The following is a 15,879-nucleotide window of genomic DNA, read 5'->3' as shown; positions in this document are numbered from 1 at the left end:
GGCGAAGTGCGTCCTCAGACACCGTCGGCGGCCTCGGTGTGGTGACGGATGACCTCGGCCACCACGAATGTGAACCACTTCTGGGCGAATTCCGGATCGAGGTCGGCGTCGATGGCGAGCGCACGCAGGCGTTCGAGCTGCTGTTCCTCGCGTGCGGGATCGGACGGCGGCATCCCATGCTTCGCCTTCAGCCGCCCCACCTGCTTGGTCGCGCGGAATCGTTCGGCGAGGAGATAGACCAGCGCGGCATCGATGTTGTCGATGGTCGCGCGAAAGCTCAGCAGAGTCTCGAACGGATCGTCCTCGCCGGACGACGGTGATGCATCGGTCATGGCGTCCCCCTCGTGCCTCGACGATACCGCGCGGCCACCGGGCGCCACGTGTCACGCCGGGCAGGCCTCGAACGGGTTCGAGTGCACGAGCCCTAGAGTGTCACCATGACTGACGCGTCCATCTCGCCCGGCGCCCACGGGACAGACGATCTCACGCCGCTCGCCGCAGATCCGGCGGCGGGCACTGCCGCCGGACCGCCCAGCGGCGGCGGCCTCCCCGCCGTCGTGCCGGCGCCCGGCGGCGCCGCCGTCGAGAACGGACAGGACCGGCCGTTGTGGGCGCGCCTGGACCATCCCTTCACCGTCGGACTGCTGCTGACCCTTGGCGGACTGGTCGCGATCCTCTTCGGAATCGCGTTGACCAACATCGCCACGATCCTCGTCTACATCGGACTGGCTGCGTTCGCGGCCCTTGGCCTGGATCCGGTGATCAAATGGCTCGGCAAGCACAATGTGAAGCGCGGGTGGGCGATCGCGATCATCTTCCTCGTCTTCGCCGTCATCGGCATCGGCCTTCTCTGGCTCGTCGTGCCCACCCTGATCACCCAGGTCGGCCAGTTGATCAGCGGCATCCCTGATTCGATCGCCAACTTCGAGAAGTCCGACTTCTACCACTGGCTCGAGGGGATCTTCGGCACCGGACTCACGTCGCTCGTCGACGAGGTGGAGAAGTTCATCACCGACCCGAAGAACATCGCGGCGATCTCCGGAGGCCTGCTGAAGGTCGGCGCGGGCATCGCCACTGCCATCTCCGGCGGCCTGATCGTCGTCGTCCTGACGCTGTACTTCGTCGCGTCGCTCCCCGGCATCAAGGACTCGCTGATGCAGTTCGCGCCGGCACGCCGGCGCCCGGGTGTGCGCGCGATGACCGACCAGATCACCGACTCGGTCGGCGGATACCTCATGGGCATGGTCGTCCTGGCGTTCTTCAACTCCGTCGTGGCGACCATCCTGCACTTGGTTCTGCGCCTCCCCTACCCGCTGCTCATGGGCGTGCTCGCCTTCTCGATCACGATCATCCCGCTGATCGGACCCGTGCTGTACTGGATCGTCGCGACCACGCTGGCGCTGTTCACGAGCCCGATCTCAGCGCTGATCTTCGCCATCTGCTACCTGATCTACATCCAGATCGAGGCCTACGTGCTGACCCCGAAGGTCATGAACAGGGCCATCGAGATACCCGGTTCGCTCGTGGTGATCGGCGCACTCATCGGTGGCACGCTGCTCGGCTTCATCGGGGCTCTGATCGCCATCCCCGTGACGGCGTCGATCCTGCTGATCATCAAACAGGTGTTCTTCAAGAAGCAGGACGCGAAGGTCTGACCCGGGCCCTCATCGACGAGATCAGGGGCATCGACCGATTCAGGACCGATCCGCGCGAACCGTCCTGAATTCGTCGATCGTCCTGCATCCGTCGACGACAGCGACTGGGCTCAGGCGGTCCGTCCGGTCGCTGAGCTTGTCGACGCGCCCGAAGCGCGGGACGCGACTCAGCGCGCGGGCAGGATCATCGTCGGCGACGGCGCGGGGGTACGGTGCCTCACGGGTCCCGGCACCCCGGTACGCAGATCGAGAGTGAGTGAGACCACGTCGTCCGAGCGCTGTCCGGCGACGAGCAGGGTGTCGCGCACCACCACGTGATGCCGCGGCCAGTCCACGCCGGCCTCGACGAGGGCTACCCGCGCGACCACGTCGCCCTGCCCGTGCACCCGCAGCGTCGCGATGGTGTTGCTTCCTCGCACCCCGACGTAGATGAAGTGCTCGTCTCGCGAGGTCGTGATCCCCGCCGCAGTGTCGCCGTCGAGCACGCCCATGCCGAGTGGCGTTCCTCCGACGAGATGCCACGACCCCGCGGCATCCGCACCGAGCACGAAGACTTCGCACGACAGTTCGGCGACCACGTACAGGTGGCCGCTGGGGTGCTGCACCAGGTGACGCGGCCCGGTGCCGAGCGGCAGCACGACCTGCTGCACCTCGCGCAGCCCCGCCGGGCTGTCCCGCCAGAACCGGACGAGATCGAGGCCCATGTCGGTCGTCGCGATGAGCCCGCCGGCGAGGTACTCCGCCTGATGCGCCCGAGAGGGGCGAGCGGATGCCGCGTCCGCGGCTTCACGCGGATCCTCGGCGTACGCGGGCACGAGGTGCGCGAACTCGGCGCCCACCGCGGCGCGCAACGCACTCGCGGCGGCTCCGAGATCGACATCGGCCGCCGCGGCGAGGGGCTGATCCGATCCGTAGGGGTCGGTCGCCGCAGCGGCGACGGCCGGGGACGATGGCCGCCCCGCGGCATCCAGCGACATCCGGACGACGTCGCCCTCAGCCCACGAGCACGCGATGAGCGATCCGCCGTCGGGCGCCACCGCGATATGACAGAGCGCCCCACCGCCGGGGATCGCGTCGCCGAGCCGCGCGAACGAAGCCTCGCCGGTGCGGCGGAACGCCTGGAGGGTGCCCGCTTCCTCTTGGGCGGCGTAGAGCACGTCCAGCGTCGGATGCTGAGCGAGCCACGACGGGGAGTCGGCGGCCGCGACGTCGCCCGCGAACCCGAGCGGCCCGGCGGCGGACGCGTCATCCGGCGCGCCGGCGAGCAGCATCCCGATCCCGGACGCCACACCTTCCATGTCGGCGGTGTACGCGCCGAGCCAGAACCGCATCAGGCGATGAGGTCGTGGCGCACGATCACGGCGTCGCGGGATGCGCCGACACCGATCACCGAGATCCGGGTGGAGCTCATCTCCTCGAGCGCCAGGACGTAGTCCTGCGCGGCGAGCGGAAGGTCATCGAATTCGCGGGCGCCTGTGATGTCTTCCTTCCAGCCCGGCAGGAACTCCAGGATCGGCCTCGCGTGGTGGAAGTCGGACTGATTGACCGGCATCTCGTCGAAGCGTTCGCCGTCGACGTCGTACGCCACGCACACCGGGATCTCGTCGAGACCGGTCAGGATGTCGAGCTTGGTGAGGACGAGGTCGGTGATGCCGTTGATCCGCGTCGCGTACCGCGTGATGGGAGCGTCGTACCAGCCGACCCGCCGCGGCCGACCCGTCGTGGTGCCGAACTCGAAGCCCCGCGAGCGCAGCCATTCGCCCTGCTCGTCGAACAGCTCGGTCGGGAAGGGTCCTGATCCGACGCGCGTCGTGTAGGCCTTCACGATGCCGACGATCCGATCCAGGCGATTGGGTCCGACGCCGGCGCCGGTCGACGCGCCGCCCGCGGTCGCGGACGACGAGGTCACGAACGGGTAGGTGCCGTGGTCGACGTCGAGCATGGTCGCCTGGCCGCCCTCGAACACGACGACGTCGCCGCGGTCGAGCGCGTCGTTGAGCAGCAGCCCGGTGTCGGCGACCATGGGCCGTAGCCGCTCGGCGTACGACAGCAGATCCTCCACGATCTCGTCGACCGTGATCGCCCGGCGGTTGAAGACCTTCACCAGGAGGTGGTTCTTCTGGTCCAGCGCACCCTCGACCTTCTGACGCAGGATGTTCTCGTCGAAGAGGTCCTGAATCCGGATGCCGACGCGGTTGATCTTGTCGGCATACGCCGGGCCGATGCCACGCCCCGTGGTGCCGATCTGGCGCTTGCCGAGGAAGCGCTCGGTCACCTTGTCGAGTGTGCGGTGGTACTGCGTGATGACGTGGGCGTTGGCGCTGATGCGCAGCCGGGAGGCGTCGACGCCGCGCGACTGCAGCGCTTCGAGCTCGAAGAAGAGGACTTCGAGGTCGATGACCACGCCGTTGCCGATGACGGCGTTCACACCGGGCGACAGGATGCCGGAAGGCAGGAGGTGCAGGGCGTACTTCTCGGTGCCGATCACGACGGTGTGACCCGCATTGTTGCCACCGTTGAACTTCACGACCCAGTCGGTGCGGTCACCGAGCAGGTCGGTCGCCTTGCCCTTGCCTTCGTCTCCCCATTGCACTCCGATGATGACGATGCCTGGCATGGGTCCCCCTGGGAATGGCGCCGCGACGGGTGCGGCGAACGGGCATGTCCAGTCTATCGACGGCGCCGCCGAGCCCGCGGAGTGTGCCCGGGCCGTCGACTTTCCGCGGCGGATCGGCGACCGATCCCGAGGCCGCCGATATGGTGAGCGCATGCTGAGATCGAACGCCTGGGCGCAGATCTGGTCGGTCATCCGCGTCCTCGCGGCAGGACTCATCGCTGCCGCGATAGTGCGCCAGCTCGCCAACACGCTGGAGATCGCGACGAGGGAGGGACGCGACATCGGCGTCACCCTCGTCAACTACTTCAGCTACTACACGATCCTCTCGAATCTGCTGTCGGTCATCGTCCTGCTCTGGGCCGCGCTGTGGTTCTGGTTCCGTCGTCGCGACGAAGCCGACGAGCCGCCGATCCTCGCCCGAGTGCTCGCGGCGACGACGACGTACATGATCATCACGGGCATCGTCTACAACACGCTCCTCCGCGGCATCCAACTCGCCCCCGGCACTTCGATCCCCTGGACCAACGAGGTCCTGCACGTCGTCGGCCCGATCCTGCTCGCCCTCGACCTGTTCCTCGGTCCGCTGCGCCGTCGTCTGCCGTGGCGCGCGGCGTGGACGATCGCGGCGATTCCGATCATCTGGGTGATCTACACCCTCATCCGCGGCCCGCTGACGACGAACCCCGTCGACGGATCGCCGTTCTGGTATCCCTACCCCTTCCTCAACCCGAACGGTCCGAACGGCTACGGCTCGGTCGTGCTGTACATCATCGGCATCGCCGTCGCGGTCATCGCAGTCGGGTTCTTCGTCCTCTGGATCGGCCGGCTGCGTGGCGCGAGTGTCGAAGAGGAAGAGTCCGCAGAAGCGCAGGACGCGATCGACGCGCCCGAGCATCCCCACTCCACCGCGTAGCACTCGAACCTCTCGGGACCCTTCAGTCTTCGGTCGTCGAGAGGTGCCATCGAACCCCTCACTAGACTTGAACCATGTCGAAGGTTCTTCAGTCACTCCCCGTCGGCGAGCGCGTCGGCATCGCCTTCTCGGGGGGCCTCGACACCTCGGTGGCCGTCGCCTGGATGCGCGACAAGGGTGCGATCCCCTGCACCTACACGGGCGATCTGGGCCAGCCCGACGAAGACGACATCGACGCGATCCCGGACCGTGCCCTCGAATACGGCGCGGAGATCTCACGTCTCATCGACTGCAAGGTGGCCCTCGTCGAAGAGGGCTTCGGCGCCCTCGCGTGCGGCGCCTTCCACATCCGCTCAGGCAGCCGCACCTACTTCAACACGACGCCGATCGGTCGTGCGGTCACCGGCACTCTCCTGGTGCGCGCGATGAAGGATGACGGCGTCGACATCTGGGGCGATGGATCGACCTACAAGGGCAACGACATCGAGCGGTTCTACCGCTACGGGCTTCTCGCCAACCCCGCGCTGCGCATCTACAAGCCCTGGCTCGACGCGGACTTCGTCACCGAGCTCGGCGGCCGGCAGGAGATGAGCGAGTGGCTCGTCGCGCACGGCTTCCCCTATCGAGACTCCGCCGAGAAGGCGTACTCGACCGACGCGAACATCTGGGGTGCGACGCATGAGGCGAAGACCCTGGAACACCTGAACGTCTCACTCGAGACCGTCGAGCCGATCATGGGAGTGCGTTTCTGGGATCCCGCGATCGAAATCGACACCGAAGACGTCACGATCGCCTTCGAGGCCGGTCGGCCGGTCGCGATCAACGGCGTCGAGTTCACGGATGCCGTGGCACTCGTGCGGGAGGCGAACATCGTCGGCGGTCGCCACGGGCTCGGTATGAGCGACCAGATCGAGAACCGCATCATCGAGGCGAAGTCGCGCGGCATCTACGAGGCGCCCGGAATGGCGCTGCTCTTCATCGCCTACGAGCGCCTGGTCAACGGCATCCTGAACGAGGACACCTTGGCGACCTATCACGAGCAAGGCCGCCGGCTCGGGCGGCTGATGTACGAGGGCCGCTGGCTCGAGCCGCAGTCCCTCATGCTGCGCGAATCGATCCAGAAGTGGGTGGGCTCGACCATCACCGGCGCCGTCACGCTGCGCCTGCGCCGCGGCGAGGACTACACGATCCTCGACACCACCGGACCCTGGCTCTCTTATGCCCCCGAGAAGCTGTCGATGGAGCGCGTCGGCGACGCCGCCTTCGGTCCCGTCGACCGCATCGGTCAGCTGACGATGCGCAACCTCGACATCGCCGACTCGCGCACCCGTCTCGAGCACTATGCCGCGCACGGAATCATCGGCGGCGCGGCCGGCGACCTCGTGGGACGCGTCACCGCCGGCGGGGCAGACGAGATCACCGACCAGGCCACCCCCGCCGACGCGGCGGAGGTGAAGCTCGCCGATGCCGTCGACGAGGCATCAGAGCGCGCGGCGTTCGACTTCGGCTCGGACTGAGCCCGAATCCAAGCGGGATTCGAGGTTCGGGACGCTCCAGGCTACGATTCCTCACGGTGTCTCGCGACCCGAAAGTGCGACACTGAGGTCCTTGGTGGGTGACACCGGGTCTCCCCTCGAAGTGAAAGCTCTCAATGTCGAAGCCCCCCGCCGAGAACACACTGTCGGCAGACCACGAAACGATGCCGCGCAGGCGATCGGTGGGCCGCGTCATCGGGCTGTCGCTCTTCAGCATCGTCGCCGGTGTGATCGTCATCGCCCTGATCGCCGCCGGATTCCTCGTCTGGACGGTACAGCGGTCCTTTCCGACCCTGAGCGGCACGATCGCCGTCGAGGGCCTCGGCGACGATGTCACGGTGCAGCGCGACGTGCTGGGCATCCCCGTCATCACGGCCGATGACACCCACGACCTCTTCTACGCCCAGGGGTTCGTACACGCGCAGGACCGCTTCTGGGAGATGGACTTCCGCCGACACGTGACATCCGGCCGAGTGTCGGAGCTCTTCGGCGAATCGCAGCTCGGAACCGACAAGTTCCTGCGCACGCTCGGCTGGCACGACATCGCCGAGCAGGAGGTGGAGGCGCTGGATCCCACCGTGAAGGCCTACTACGACGCCTACGCCGAGGGCGTGAACGCGTACCTCGCCGACCACTCCGGCGCAGAGGCGTCGTTCGAGTACGCGGTGCTCGGCCTGCAGAATCCCGACTACGAGATCGAGCCCTGGACTCCCGCGGACTCGGTGGCGTGGCTGAAAGCGATGGCGTGGGACCTTCGCTCGAACATCGAGGATGAGACCGAGCGTGCAGTCGCCGCGCCGAACTTCACGTCCGACCAGCTCGCAGGGCTGTATCCCGACTATCCGTACGACCGCAACCCGGTGATCGTACCGACGATCTCGAGCCCTGCCGCCGGCGCCTCCGGCGTCGTAGACGACACCGAGGACGATGCCGAGGCCGCGACGGCGTCGATCGAGTGGTCGGAGGTCGACGGTGTCATCGAGGCCGTGAGCACGCTCGTCGGCGGCGTCGGAGAGGGCATCGGCTCGAATTCCTGGGTCGTCTCGGGAGGTCTCACCGAGAGCGGGATGCCGCTCCTCGCCAATGATCCGCATCTCGGCGCGTCGCTGCCGAGCGTCTGGCACCAGGTCGGACTGAAATGCACCACGGTTTCGCCGGAGTGTCCATTCGACGTGGCGGGCTTCGGCTTCTCGGGGGTGCCCGGGGTGGTGATCGGCCACAACGACCGCATCGCGTGGGGCTTCACGAACCTCACGACCGACGTCACGGACCTCTACCTCGAGAAGGTGCAGGGCGACGAGTACTGGCGCGACGGCGCCCTCGTGCCGCTCGACGAGCGCACCGAGACCCTGAAGGTGGCGGGAGGCGACGACGTCGAGCTCGTCATCCGCTCGACGGTGCATGGACCGATCGTTTCGGGTCTGACCGATGACTTCACGGCGATCGCCGCGGACCCCTACACCGGCACCGACGGCACGGTCAGCGAGCCCACCGATCCGCCGGAGGGCGAATACGCCGTCGCCCTGAAATGGACCGCGCTGCAGCCGGGGACGACCGCGGCATCCATCTTCGCCTTGAACCTCGCACAGAACTTCGACGACTTCCGAGCGGCCGCGAAGAGGTTCGACGTGCCTGCCCAGAACCTCATCTACGCAGACGTGGACGGCAACATCGGCTACCAGACGCCCGGCAAGCTGCCGATCCGCGGCGAGGGCGACGGCTCGATGCCGCAGCCGGGCTGGTCGTCCGCGTTCGACTGGAAGGGATACATCCCCTTCAAGGACCTGCCGGTCGCCTACAACCCGGACGAGGGCTACATCGTCACCGCCAACAATGCGATCGTGAAGAAGGACTACCCGTACCTGCTCACGCGCGACTGGGATTACGGCTGGCGGGCGGCGCGCATCGTGGACCTGCTGCAGCGCAAGTCGGCGAGCGGCCCGCTGACCGCGGGCGACATGCGCGACATCCAGGCCGATCAGGAGTTCTTCATGGGCAAGCGCCTGGCTGCGGCATACATGGACCTCGACACGGGTGAAGCGGGGCCGGATGCCGCGCTCGACCTGATGCGGGAGTGGGATGCCCAGAACACCGCGGACTCACCTGCTGCGGCGTACGCGAACGTGCTGTGGGACGAGCTTCTGCAGAACGTGTTCGCGCGTGGCCGCGAGCACCCGGCGCCGGCCTCCGACCAGGGACGCATGTTCCTCGTCATGGACGAGCTGCTCGACCACCCCGACTCACCCTGGTGGACGAACGACGGTCTCGGTGTCAGCGACCAGGAGGAGACGCTGCAGCGCACCGCGGTCGACGCGTACGAGCGGCTGGTCGAGCTGCAGGGCGATAATCCGACCCGCTGGCAGTGGGGCACCCTCCACGCGCTGCCGCTGGTCAACGGCACGTTCGGCGAGTCGGGCATCGAGCCGATCGAGTATCTCTTCAACCGCGGGCCGTTCCCCGTCGGCGGCGGCACATCGGTCGTCGACGCCACAGGATGGACGCTGGGAGAGGGCTTCGAGACGGTCACGGTGCCGTCCATGCGCATGATCGTCGACCTGTCGGACTTCGACGACTCGAGTTGGAACCAGTTCACCGGCACGAGCGGTCACACCTACCACCCGAACTACATCGACCAGACCGAGGCGTGGCAGAAGATCGAGCTGACGCCCTGGGCGTTCTCGCCGAAGGCGGTGGCTGCGGCCACCACCGACACCTTGATTCTGACCCCCGCGGACTGACCCCGAACCCCCCGGCGCCCGACCGCTGGGGCTCAGCCGCCGGCCGCGGGCGGAGTCCTTCGCGATTCGGCGAGCTCGTCGACGAACAGCGCGTTCTCGTCGATCGTGCCGTTGCGGTACGCCTGGCGGCCGACCATGTGCGCCGACAGCGGCGCCGTCGCGAGCTGGATCAGAACGACCGGCACCAGGAACGCGACCACGGGCCAGGAGCGCAGTGACAGCGCGATGGCGAGGCAGATGAGGATCAGGCCGAGAACCTGCGGCTTGGTCGCGGCGTGCAGACGCGTCGGAACGTCGCGGAATCGCAGCAGGCCGATCGCCGCCGTGAGGCACAGCAGGGCGCCGATGAGGATGAGCGCGATCGCAGCGATGTCGAGCCAGTCGTCGAGGGTCATTGGTTCGTGTTGTCCCTTCGTGCGACGAAGCGGGCGATGGAGATCGAGCCGAAGACGCCGAGCGCCGCGATGATGAGCAGCACCGGCAGCGAGCGGGTGTGGTGGTTGATCGCCATGTCGGCGCCCAGCACGCACATCACCTCGGTCAGCATGACGTCGGCGGCGACCGCCCGGTCGAGGATCGACGGACCCGTGACGATCCGCCACAGCGTGAGGAGCGCGGCGATGCCGAACACGACGGAGATGACGATGAGCAACGGAGTCATGAGGCGCTCCCTCTGGCGTGGGTGGCGGCATCCGCTCTCACACGTTCGAGTTGCGCGCGCGACCCGACGGCGCGCACGATCCGCCTCTCCCAGCCCCACACGCTCGCGCGCTGCCGCTCGACGTCGCGACGGCTGCGCACGCCGATGACGTGCAGGTAGAGGATGCGGCGATCCCGGTCCGCCTCGACGATGAGCGACCCGGGAATGAGGGATGCCGTCACCGCCGTGTGGGTCATGATCAGGTCGTCGTCCACTCGAAGCGGCACCGCGACGATCGCCGCGCCGGGTTGGCGGCGCCAGTCGAGCACCTGCCAGGCGACCGTGAGCGAGCCCCGGATCAGCGCGCCGAGGAACTGCAGCACGAAGATCGCGCCGTACCAGAGGTTGACCCGGCCCGACAGCTCGACCGGCGGCAGGCGGAAGACGCGGGTCACGAAGACCGCCGCGATGACGCCCATGATGAACGCGGTCCAGGTGAACTGGCCCCACAGCAGCATCCAGAGCGCGACGAGCCACACGAAGAACGGCAGCTGGCGCCACAGCCGGATGGGGAGGCCGCGCTTGTCACGGTGGCGTTCCGAAGCGGCGTCTCGCACGGTGGTCAAGGCAGGTCTCCCTTCTGGGTGCCGCCGGTGCTGTCGTCGTGCTGCTGCTCGAGCTGCACGAGGGTGACCGGCTCGAGGAGCGATGCGCCGATGCGCGCGCACACGTCGTAGATCGGGCCGGCGAAGATGGTCAGCGCGACAGTGACGGCGACCATTCCGGTGGTCGCCGCCGTCATGATCTTCGGGATGACGCGGCGCTCGGTCTCGACGGCGGCGGCCGGTGAGGCGCCGAGGTACGAGATGCGCGCCTCGGTCTCGGCCGAGTCGTCCTCCTCGCGCCAGAACGCGAGGTTCCAGGCGCGCATCAGGGCGTAGAGGGTGAGCAGGCTCGTGGCGACGCCACCCACGATGAGCACCAGCATGACCGGGGTACCCACATCCGCGGCCGCCTCGAACAGCGCGAACTTGCCGATGAATCCCGAGAACGGTGGCAGGCCGCCGAGGTTCACCGCGGGGATGAAGTACAGGATGGCGATGACCGGCGCCGCGCGCATCAGTCCCTTGACGCGCAGGATCGAGGTGCTGCCCGCGCGGCGCTCGATGAGCCCCACCGCCAGGAACAGGGTCGTCTGCACCACGATGTGGTGGACCATGTAATAGATGGTCGCGCCGATCGACGCGGGCGTCGCGATCGCTATGCCGAAGATCATGTATCCGATGTGGCTCACGAGCGTGAAGGACAGGATGCGCTTGAGCTCGGCCTGCGCGACGGCGCCCAGGATGCCGACGATCATGGTGGCCAGCGCGACCACCATCAGGAGGAAGTTGACGTCGTTGTCGAGGAAGAGCTCCGTCTCGGTGCGGATGATCGCGTACACGCCGACCTTCGTCAGCAGACCGGCGAAGACCGCGGTGACCGGTGCGGGCGCCGTCGGGTACGAGTCCGGCAGCCAGAACGACAGTGGGAAGACCGCCGCCTTGATGCTGAAGGCGAGGAGGAGCATGAGGTGCAGCACGAGCTGGGTCTGCTGCGGCAGCTCGCCCATCCGCTCCGAGATCTGCACCATGTTGACGGTGCCGAGGGCACCGTAGATCATCGCGATCGCCGCGAGGAAGAGGATCGACGAGACCAGCGAGACGACGATGTAGACCACGCCGGTGCGGATCCGCGACTCGGTGCTGCCGAGGGTGATCAGCACGTACGACGCCACCAGGAGGATCTCGAAGCCCACATAGAGGTTGAAGAGGTCGCCCGCGATGAAGGCGGTGAAGATGCCCGCCGCCAGGATCAGGTACGAGGGGTGGAAGATCGAGACCGGGGTGTCGTCGTCGCCGTCCGCAGCGCCCTGGCCGACCGAGAAGAGCAGGACGGCCAGCAGAACCACGCTCGACACGACGACGAGGAGCGCGGCGAGGCGATCGACGTAAAGCACGATGCCGAACGGGATCGGCCATCCGCCGACCGACACCGCGATCGCCTGGTTGCCGACATCCACCACGACGAGGAGTGTCGCCGCGATGATGAACACGACCGAGAGCGTCACCACCGAGACGATGATCTGGGTTCGGCGGTGTCCGCCGGCGATGAGTGCGATCGCCGCGCCGAGCAGGGGAAGCGTCACCAGCAACGGGACGAGGGCGGGAGCTATGCCGCTCATGCGCCACCACCCCCCGCCGGCCCGCGGTCGTCGGGCGTGTCGACGGGTGCATCGTCGCGCACGCGGGCGAAGTCCCGGCTCGTGACGATGGTGATCGGGGCGGTGTCGACACCGACGAAGTCGGAGGTGGCGTCGTCGTCCTCGTCCTCGATCTCGGTCTCGTCGTCCATGGTGTCTTCGGCCGCGGTCGAGCGCTGGCGCACGGCGATGTCGGCCTCGTCGTCCGTGAACGTGTCGGCCTGGCCGAGCTGCCACGAGCGATAGATCAGTGCGAGGAGGAACGCCGAGATCGCGAACGTGATGACGATGGCCGTGAGGGTGAGCGCCTGCGGCAGCGGGTCGGACATCTCGTCGGTGGAGGCCGCACCGAAGAAGGCCGCTACGCCCGGCTGTCCCATGACGATCAGCAGCAGCAGGTTCGTGGCGTTGCCCAGCAGGAGGAAGCCGATGAGCACGCGCGTCAGACTGCGCTCGAGCATGGCGTAGACGCCGCAGGCGAAGAGCACCGCCATGATGACGATCAGGATGAGCGAGACATCCATCACCGGCTCACCCCCTGCGGCGAGCTCGCGCTGTCGCGCGGCTCGAGCGCCTGGCGGTCGACCTCGGCACCGAGGCTTCGCAGCACATCGAGCACGAGCCCGATCACGACGAGGTAGACGCCGACGTCGAACAGCGTCGAGGTGACGAACTCGATGTGGCCGATGATCGGCAGGTCGGCGTCGAAGAACGCGCTCGTGAGCGGAGCGGCACCGAAGAACACCGGAGTGATCGCGCAGGCTATCGCGATCGCCATGCCGGCGCCGAGCAGCCGTCCGGCGTCGGTCGGTGCTGCAGCGCCGAGCTCGTACCGGCCGCCGGCGATGTAGCGCATGACGAGTGCCATGCCCGCGACGAGCCCGCCCGCGAAGCCGCCGCCGGGCAGGTTGTGGCCCGCGAACAGGAGGTACAGCGACACGATGATGATCGAGTGGAAGAGGATCCGCACGATCACCTCGAGGATGATCGAGCGATTCTCGGGGCGAACGCGCGGACCGCCGACGAGCCAGGCGGTGCGACGCACACCCGGTGCCTCGTGGCGCGACTTCACGCCGTCGCTCGTCTCGACGAGCGGACGCCGCGCACGCACCGCGGTCGTCGGCAGCGGCGCCGTGAGATCCGACAGCGTGTCGGCGCGGTGTGTCACGAACACGAGCGAGGCGACGCCGGTCGCGGCCACGATCAGCACCGAGAGCTCGCCCATGGTGTCCCAGCCGCGCAGATCGACGAGGGCGACGTTGACGACGTTGCGCCCGTGTCCGAGCTCGTACGCAAGTTCGGGCCATCGGTCCGAGATGGGCCTCGCCGTACGCGCCCCGGTGGCGACGAGGGCGACCACGGCCATGGTCAGGCCGACGCCCGCGCCGAGCAGTGCCCGCGCAACCGGGCGCACCGACGCGTTGTGCTCACCGAGCCTGGCCGGGATGCGGCGCAGCACGAGCGCGAAGGCCACGAGCGTGACGGTCTCGACGAGGATCTGCGTGAGCGCCAGGTCGGGTGCCCCGCTCGTCGCGAACAGCAGCACCATCCCGAGGCCGGTCACAGACACGAGCACAACGCCCGTGTAGCGCTTGCGCGCCCGGACGGCGATGAGGCCGGCCGCGATCATGATCGGCGCCACGAAGAGCTGGATCGGGGTCTGGTATGCATCGACCTGCACGGTCCATCCGCCGCCGGCGATCAGCGCCGTGCCTTCCGCGGCGACGAACACGACGAAGATCGTGCCGACGTAGACCGGCAGCGAGCCCCGCTGCGTCAAGCTCGTCGTCAGAACCGACAGCTGCGCGATGCCGCGGAGTGCGGCGTTGTAGACCTCGGCCGCGGTGAAGGGCAGCAGGCGCTTGGTGAGCGTCGTGCGCGCGGTGAGCCAGAAGACGAGTGCGCCGACCGCGATCGTCCCGAGCGAGATCCACAGCGCGGGCTCGAGCCCGTGCCACAGTTCGAGGTGCGCGGGGTGCAGGGGCGGGGTGACGCCGGGGGCGGCGAGCGGCGCCTCGTCGGCGTACGGCGCGAACGCCGCGTCGAGGAGCGGCGCCGCGAAGCCGGCGACGACCGTGAGTGCCGCCAGGATCACCGGCGCCCCGAGGAAACCTATCGGCGGGTCGGGCCACTCCGTCCGCGGCAGCCGCGAGCCCGCAGCGTCGCGCTTCGTCCAGAACGCGCCCCAGATGAAGCGGATGCCGTATGCCGCGGTGAGAATCGATCCGAGCACGACGCCGGCCAACGCGACGATGCCCCACGGCGAGCCGCCGAGCGCTTCGTGCAGCAGCGCGGCGATCGCGCCCTCCTTGCCCACGAAGCCGATCGTCGGGATGATCCCGACCATCGACGCGACCGCGATCATCGAGAACGTCGCCAGCACGGGTGCCTGCCGGCCGACACCGCTGATCGCGCCGATATCTCGCGTGGACAGCTGGCGGTCGATGACGCCGACCACGAGGAACAGCGCGGACTTGAAGAGCGCGTGGCTGAGCAGCAGACCGAGCCCGGCGAGCGCGGCGTCGCGGGTGCCGAAACCCAGTACGACGGCGAGCAGGCCGAGCTGGCTCACCGTGCCGAAGGCCAGGATGCGCTTGAGGTCGGTCTCACGGAGTGCCTGGAACCCGCCCAGCAGGATCGTGAACACGCCGAGGCCGATCACGATGGGTCGCCAGGTCGGGGCGATGGCGAACACGGGCGCGAAGCGGGCGATGAGGTAGATGCCCGCCTTCACCATCGCCGCCGCATGCAGGTACGCGCTCACCGGCGTGGGCGCCGCCATCGCGCCGGGAAGCCAGAAGTGGAAGGGGAAGATCGCCGACTTGCTGAGGGCCCCGACCAGCAGCAGCACGAGCGCCGCATCGACGACGTGGCCGGTGGGCGCTTGGGCGAGGATCGTCGAGATACTCGACGTGCCGGCATCCACGACGAGCAGGACGACGCCGATGAGCATGACGAGCCCGCCGAGGGTGGTGACGAGCAGCGCCTGCAGCGCGGCACGGCGGCTCGCCGCACGGCGGTGGTAGTAGCCGATCAGAAGGTAGGAGAGCACGCTCGTGACCTCCCAGAACATCACGAGCATCACCAGGTCATCGGTGAGCACGAGACCGTACATCGCGCCCGCGAACGCCAGGAGTACGGCTGAGAACTGACCGAGACCCTCGGATGTCGCGCGGAAGTACCAGCGGCAGTAGATCATCACGAGCGCGCCGACGCCGGTCACGATCAGGGCCATGAGCCACGAGAGGGTGTCCATGCGCATCGACAGCTCGATGCCGAGCGGGGGAATCCAATCGAATGCCTCGAACGGAATGTCACCCGCCATGACCGCCGGCGTGAGCAGCGCAGCCTGGACGAAAGCCGCGATCGGGAGGGCGGCGGCGGCGTAAAACGCGCGCGGTCCGAGGCGGGCCACGAGCCACGGGAAGACCAGCGGCAGAACCGTGAACGCGCCGAGGAGGAGGAGCATGCGCGTCCTCCTCGTGGTCGTCGGCCATCGGCTCAGCGCACGCGGCTTGGGCGATCAGGGTGTGGCTCGA

Annotated in this window: 13 protein-coding genes; 4 read left to right on the top strand and 9 right to left on the bottom strand. The window is 68.1% G+C overall.

What is annotated here, in order from left to right:
• Positions 1–14: 14 nt before the first annotated feature.
• Positions 15–332, bottom strand: a complete 318-nt coding sequence (locus ABD188_RS04185; protein ID WP_344058811.1) for a chorismate mutase — start codon at positions 330–332, stop codon at positions 15–17.
• Positions 333–437: 105 nt separating this feature from the next.
• Between ABD188_RS04185 and ABD188_RS04180 the strand changes: the two genes are divergently transcribed.
• The gene (locus tag ABD188_RS04180) at positions 438–1,655 is read left to right on the top strand and encodes an AI-2E family transporter (protein WP_344058809.1); all 1,218 of its coding nucleotides are present in this window, start codon (positions 438–440) and stop codon (positions 1,653–1,655) included.
• A 167-nt stretch (positions 1,656–1,822) separates the two neighbouring features.
• Here the strand turns inward: ABD188_RS04180 and ABD188_RS04175 are convergent, their stop codons facing one another.
• Together ABD188_RS04175 and ABD188_RS04170 are read right to left on the bottom strand one after the other, a co-directional pair.
• On the bottom strand, positions 1,823–2,986 hold the full coding sequence (locus ABD188_RS04175; RefSeq protein WP_344058807.1) for a lactonase family protein: 1,164 nt from the start codon (positions 2,984–2,986) through the stop codon (positions 1,823–1,825).
• On the bottom strand, positions 2,986–4,272 hold the full coding sequence (locus ABD188_RS04170; RefSeq protein ID WP_344058805.1) for an adenylosuccinate synthase: 1,287 nt from the start codon (positions 4,270–4,272) through the stop codon (positions 2,986–2,988). Before ABD188_RS04170 ends, ABD188_RS04175 begins: the two co-directional genes overlap by 1 nt.
• A gap of 151 nt (positions 4,273–4,423) precedes the next feature.
• Between ABD188_RS04170 and ABD188_RS04165 the strand changes: the two genes are divergently transcribed.
• From ABD188_RS04165 to ABD188_RS04155, 3 genes are all read left to right on the top strand, one after another.
• Positions 4,424–5,185 carry a Pr6Pr family membrane protein gene (locus ABD188_RS04165; RefSeq protein WP_344058803.1) on the top strand — a complete coding sequence of 254 codons (762 nt, stop codon included), beginning with the start codon at positions 4,424–4,426 and terminating at the stop codon, positions 5,183–5,185.
• A 74-nt stretch (positions 5,186–5,259) separates the two neighbouring features.
• The gene (gene argG / locus ABD188_RS04160; RefSeq protein ID WP_344058801.1) at positions 5,260–6,702 is read left to right on the top strand and encodes an argininosuccinate synthase; all 1,443 of its coding nucleotides are present in this window, start codon (positions 5,260–5,262) and stop codon (positions 6,700–6,702) included.
• Positions 6,703–6,836: 134 nt separating this feature from the next.
• The gene (locus tag ABD188_RS04155) at positions 6,837–9,458 is read left to right on the top strand and encodes a penicillin acylase family protein (RefSeq protein WP_344058799.1); all 2,622 of its coding nucleotides are present in this window, start codon (positions 6,837–6,839) and stop codon (positions 9,456–9,458) included.
• A 32-nt stretch (positions 9,459–9,490) separates the two neighbouring features.
• On the opposite strand, the gene mnhG is transcribed toward ABD188_RS04155, so the two are convergent.
• From mnhG to ABD188_RS04125, 6 genes are read right to left on the bottom strand one after another with little or no spacing between them, the layout of a single operon-like run.
• Positions 9,491–9,853: a monovalent cation/H(+) antiporter subunit G gene (mnhG, locus tag ABD188_RS04150; RefSeq protein ID WP_344058797.1), complete on the bottom strand. Its 363-nt coding sequence runs from the start codon at positions 9,851–9,853 to the stop codon at positions 9,491–9,493.
• Complete coding sequence (locus ABD188_RS04145) at positions 9,850–10,119, bottom strand: MrpF/PhaF family protein (protein ID WP_344058795.1); 270 nt, start codon at positions 10,117–10,119, stop codon at positions 9,850–9,852. The genes mnhG and ABD188_RS04145 overlap by 4 nt, the downstream gene beginning before the upstream one ends.
• On the bottom strand, positions 10,116–10,715 hold the full coding sequence (locus ABD188_RS04140; protein ID WP_425561365.1) for a Na+/H+ antiporter subunit E: 600 nt from the start codon (positions 10,713–10,715) through the stop codon (positions 10,116–10,118). Before ABD188_RS04140 ends, ABD188_RS04145 begins: the two co-directional genes overlap by 4 nt.
• Before the next feature lie 5 nt (positions 10,716–10,720).
• Positions 10,721–12,322, bottom strand: a complete 1,602-nt coding sequence (locus ABD188_RS04135) for a Na+/H+ antiporter subunit D (protein ID WP_344058793.1) — start codon at positions 12,320–12,322, stop codon at positions 10,721–10,723.
• Positions 12,319–12,864, bottom strand: coding sequence for a Na(+)/H(+) antiporter subunit C (locus tag ABD188_RS04130; RefSeq protein ID WP_344058791.1), 546 nt, complete (start codon positions 12,862–12,864; stop codon positions 12,319–12,321). Before ABD188_RS04130 ends, ABD188_RS04135 begins: the two co-directional genes overlap by 4 nt.
• Entirely contained in the window at positions 12,864–15,809 is a 2,946-nt protein-coding gene (locus ABD188_RS04125) for a Na+/H+ antiporter subunit A (RefSeq protein ID WP_344058790.1), read from the bottom strand. The genes ABD188_RS04130 and ABD188_RS04125 overlap by 1 nt, the downstream gene beginning before the upstream one ends.
• Between the last annotated feature and the right edge of the window lie 70 nt (positions 15,810–15,879).

The organism is Microbacterium pumilum (assembly GCF_039530225.1).
In the GTDB taxonomy this organism is placed as follows: Bacteria; Actinomycetota; Actinomycetes; order Actinomycetales; family Microbacteriaceae; genus Microbacterium; species Microbacterium pumilum.
This window is presented reverse-complemented; position numbering and strand designations above follow the sequence as displayed.

Bases quoted from the DNA above. Each gene is read 5' to 3' on its own strand.
- ABD188_RS04155 (WP_344058799.1), top strand. From the start codon at position 6,837: ATGTCGAAGCCCCCCGCCGAGAACACACTGTCGGCAGACCACGAAACG.
- ABD188_RS04165 (WP_344058803.1), top strand. From the start codon at position 4,424: ATGCTGAGATCGAACGCCTGGGCGCAGATCTGGTCGGTCATCCGCGTC.
- ABD188_RS04185 (WP_344058811.1), bottom strand. From the start codon at position 332: ATGACCGATGCATCACCGTCGTCCGGCGAGGACGATCCGTTCGAGACT.
- argG (WP_344058801.1), top strand. From the start codon at position 5,260: ATGTCGAAGGTTCTTCAGTCACTCCCCGTCGGCGAGCGCGTCGGCATC.
- ABD188_RS04180 (WP_344058809.1), top strand. From the start codon at position 438: ATGACTGACGCGTCCATCTCGCCCGGCGCCCACGGGACAGACGATCTC.
- ABD188_RS04175 (WP_344058807.1), bottom strand. From the start codon at position 2,986: ATGCGGTTCTGGCTCGGCGCGTACACCGCCGACATGGAAGGTGTGGCG.
- ABD188_RS04125 (WP_344058790.1), bottom strand. From the start codon at position 15,809: ATGCTCCTCCTCCTCGGCGCGTTCACGGTTCTGCCGCTGGTCTTCCCG.
- mnhG (WP_344058797.1), bottom strand. From the start codon at position 9,853: ATGACCCTCGACGACTGGCTCGACATCGCTGCGATCGCGCTCATCCTC.
- ABD188_RS04130 (WP_344058791.1), bottom strand. From the start codon at position 12,864: ATGGATGTCTCGCTCATCCTGATCGTCATCATGGCGGTGCTCTTCGCC.
- ABD188_RS04135 (WP_344058793.1), bottom strand. From the start codon at position 12,322: ATGAGCGGCATAGCTCCCGCCCTCGTCCCGTTGCTGGTGACGCTTCCC.
- ABD188_RS04145 (WP_344058795.1), bottom strand. From the start codon at position 10,119: ATGACTCCGTTGCTCATCGTCATCTCCGTCGTGTTCGGCATCGCCGCG.
- ABD188_RS04170 (WP_344058805.1), bottom strand. From the start codon at position 4,272: ATGCCAGGCATCGTCATCATCGGAGTGCAATGGGGAGACGAAGGCAAG.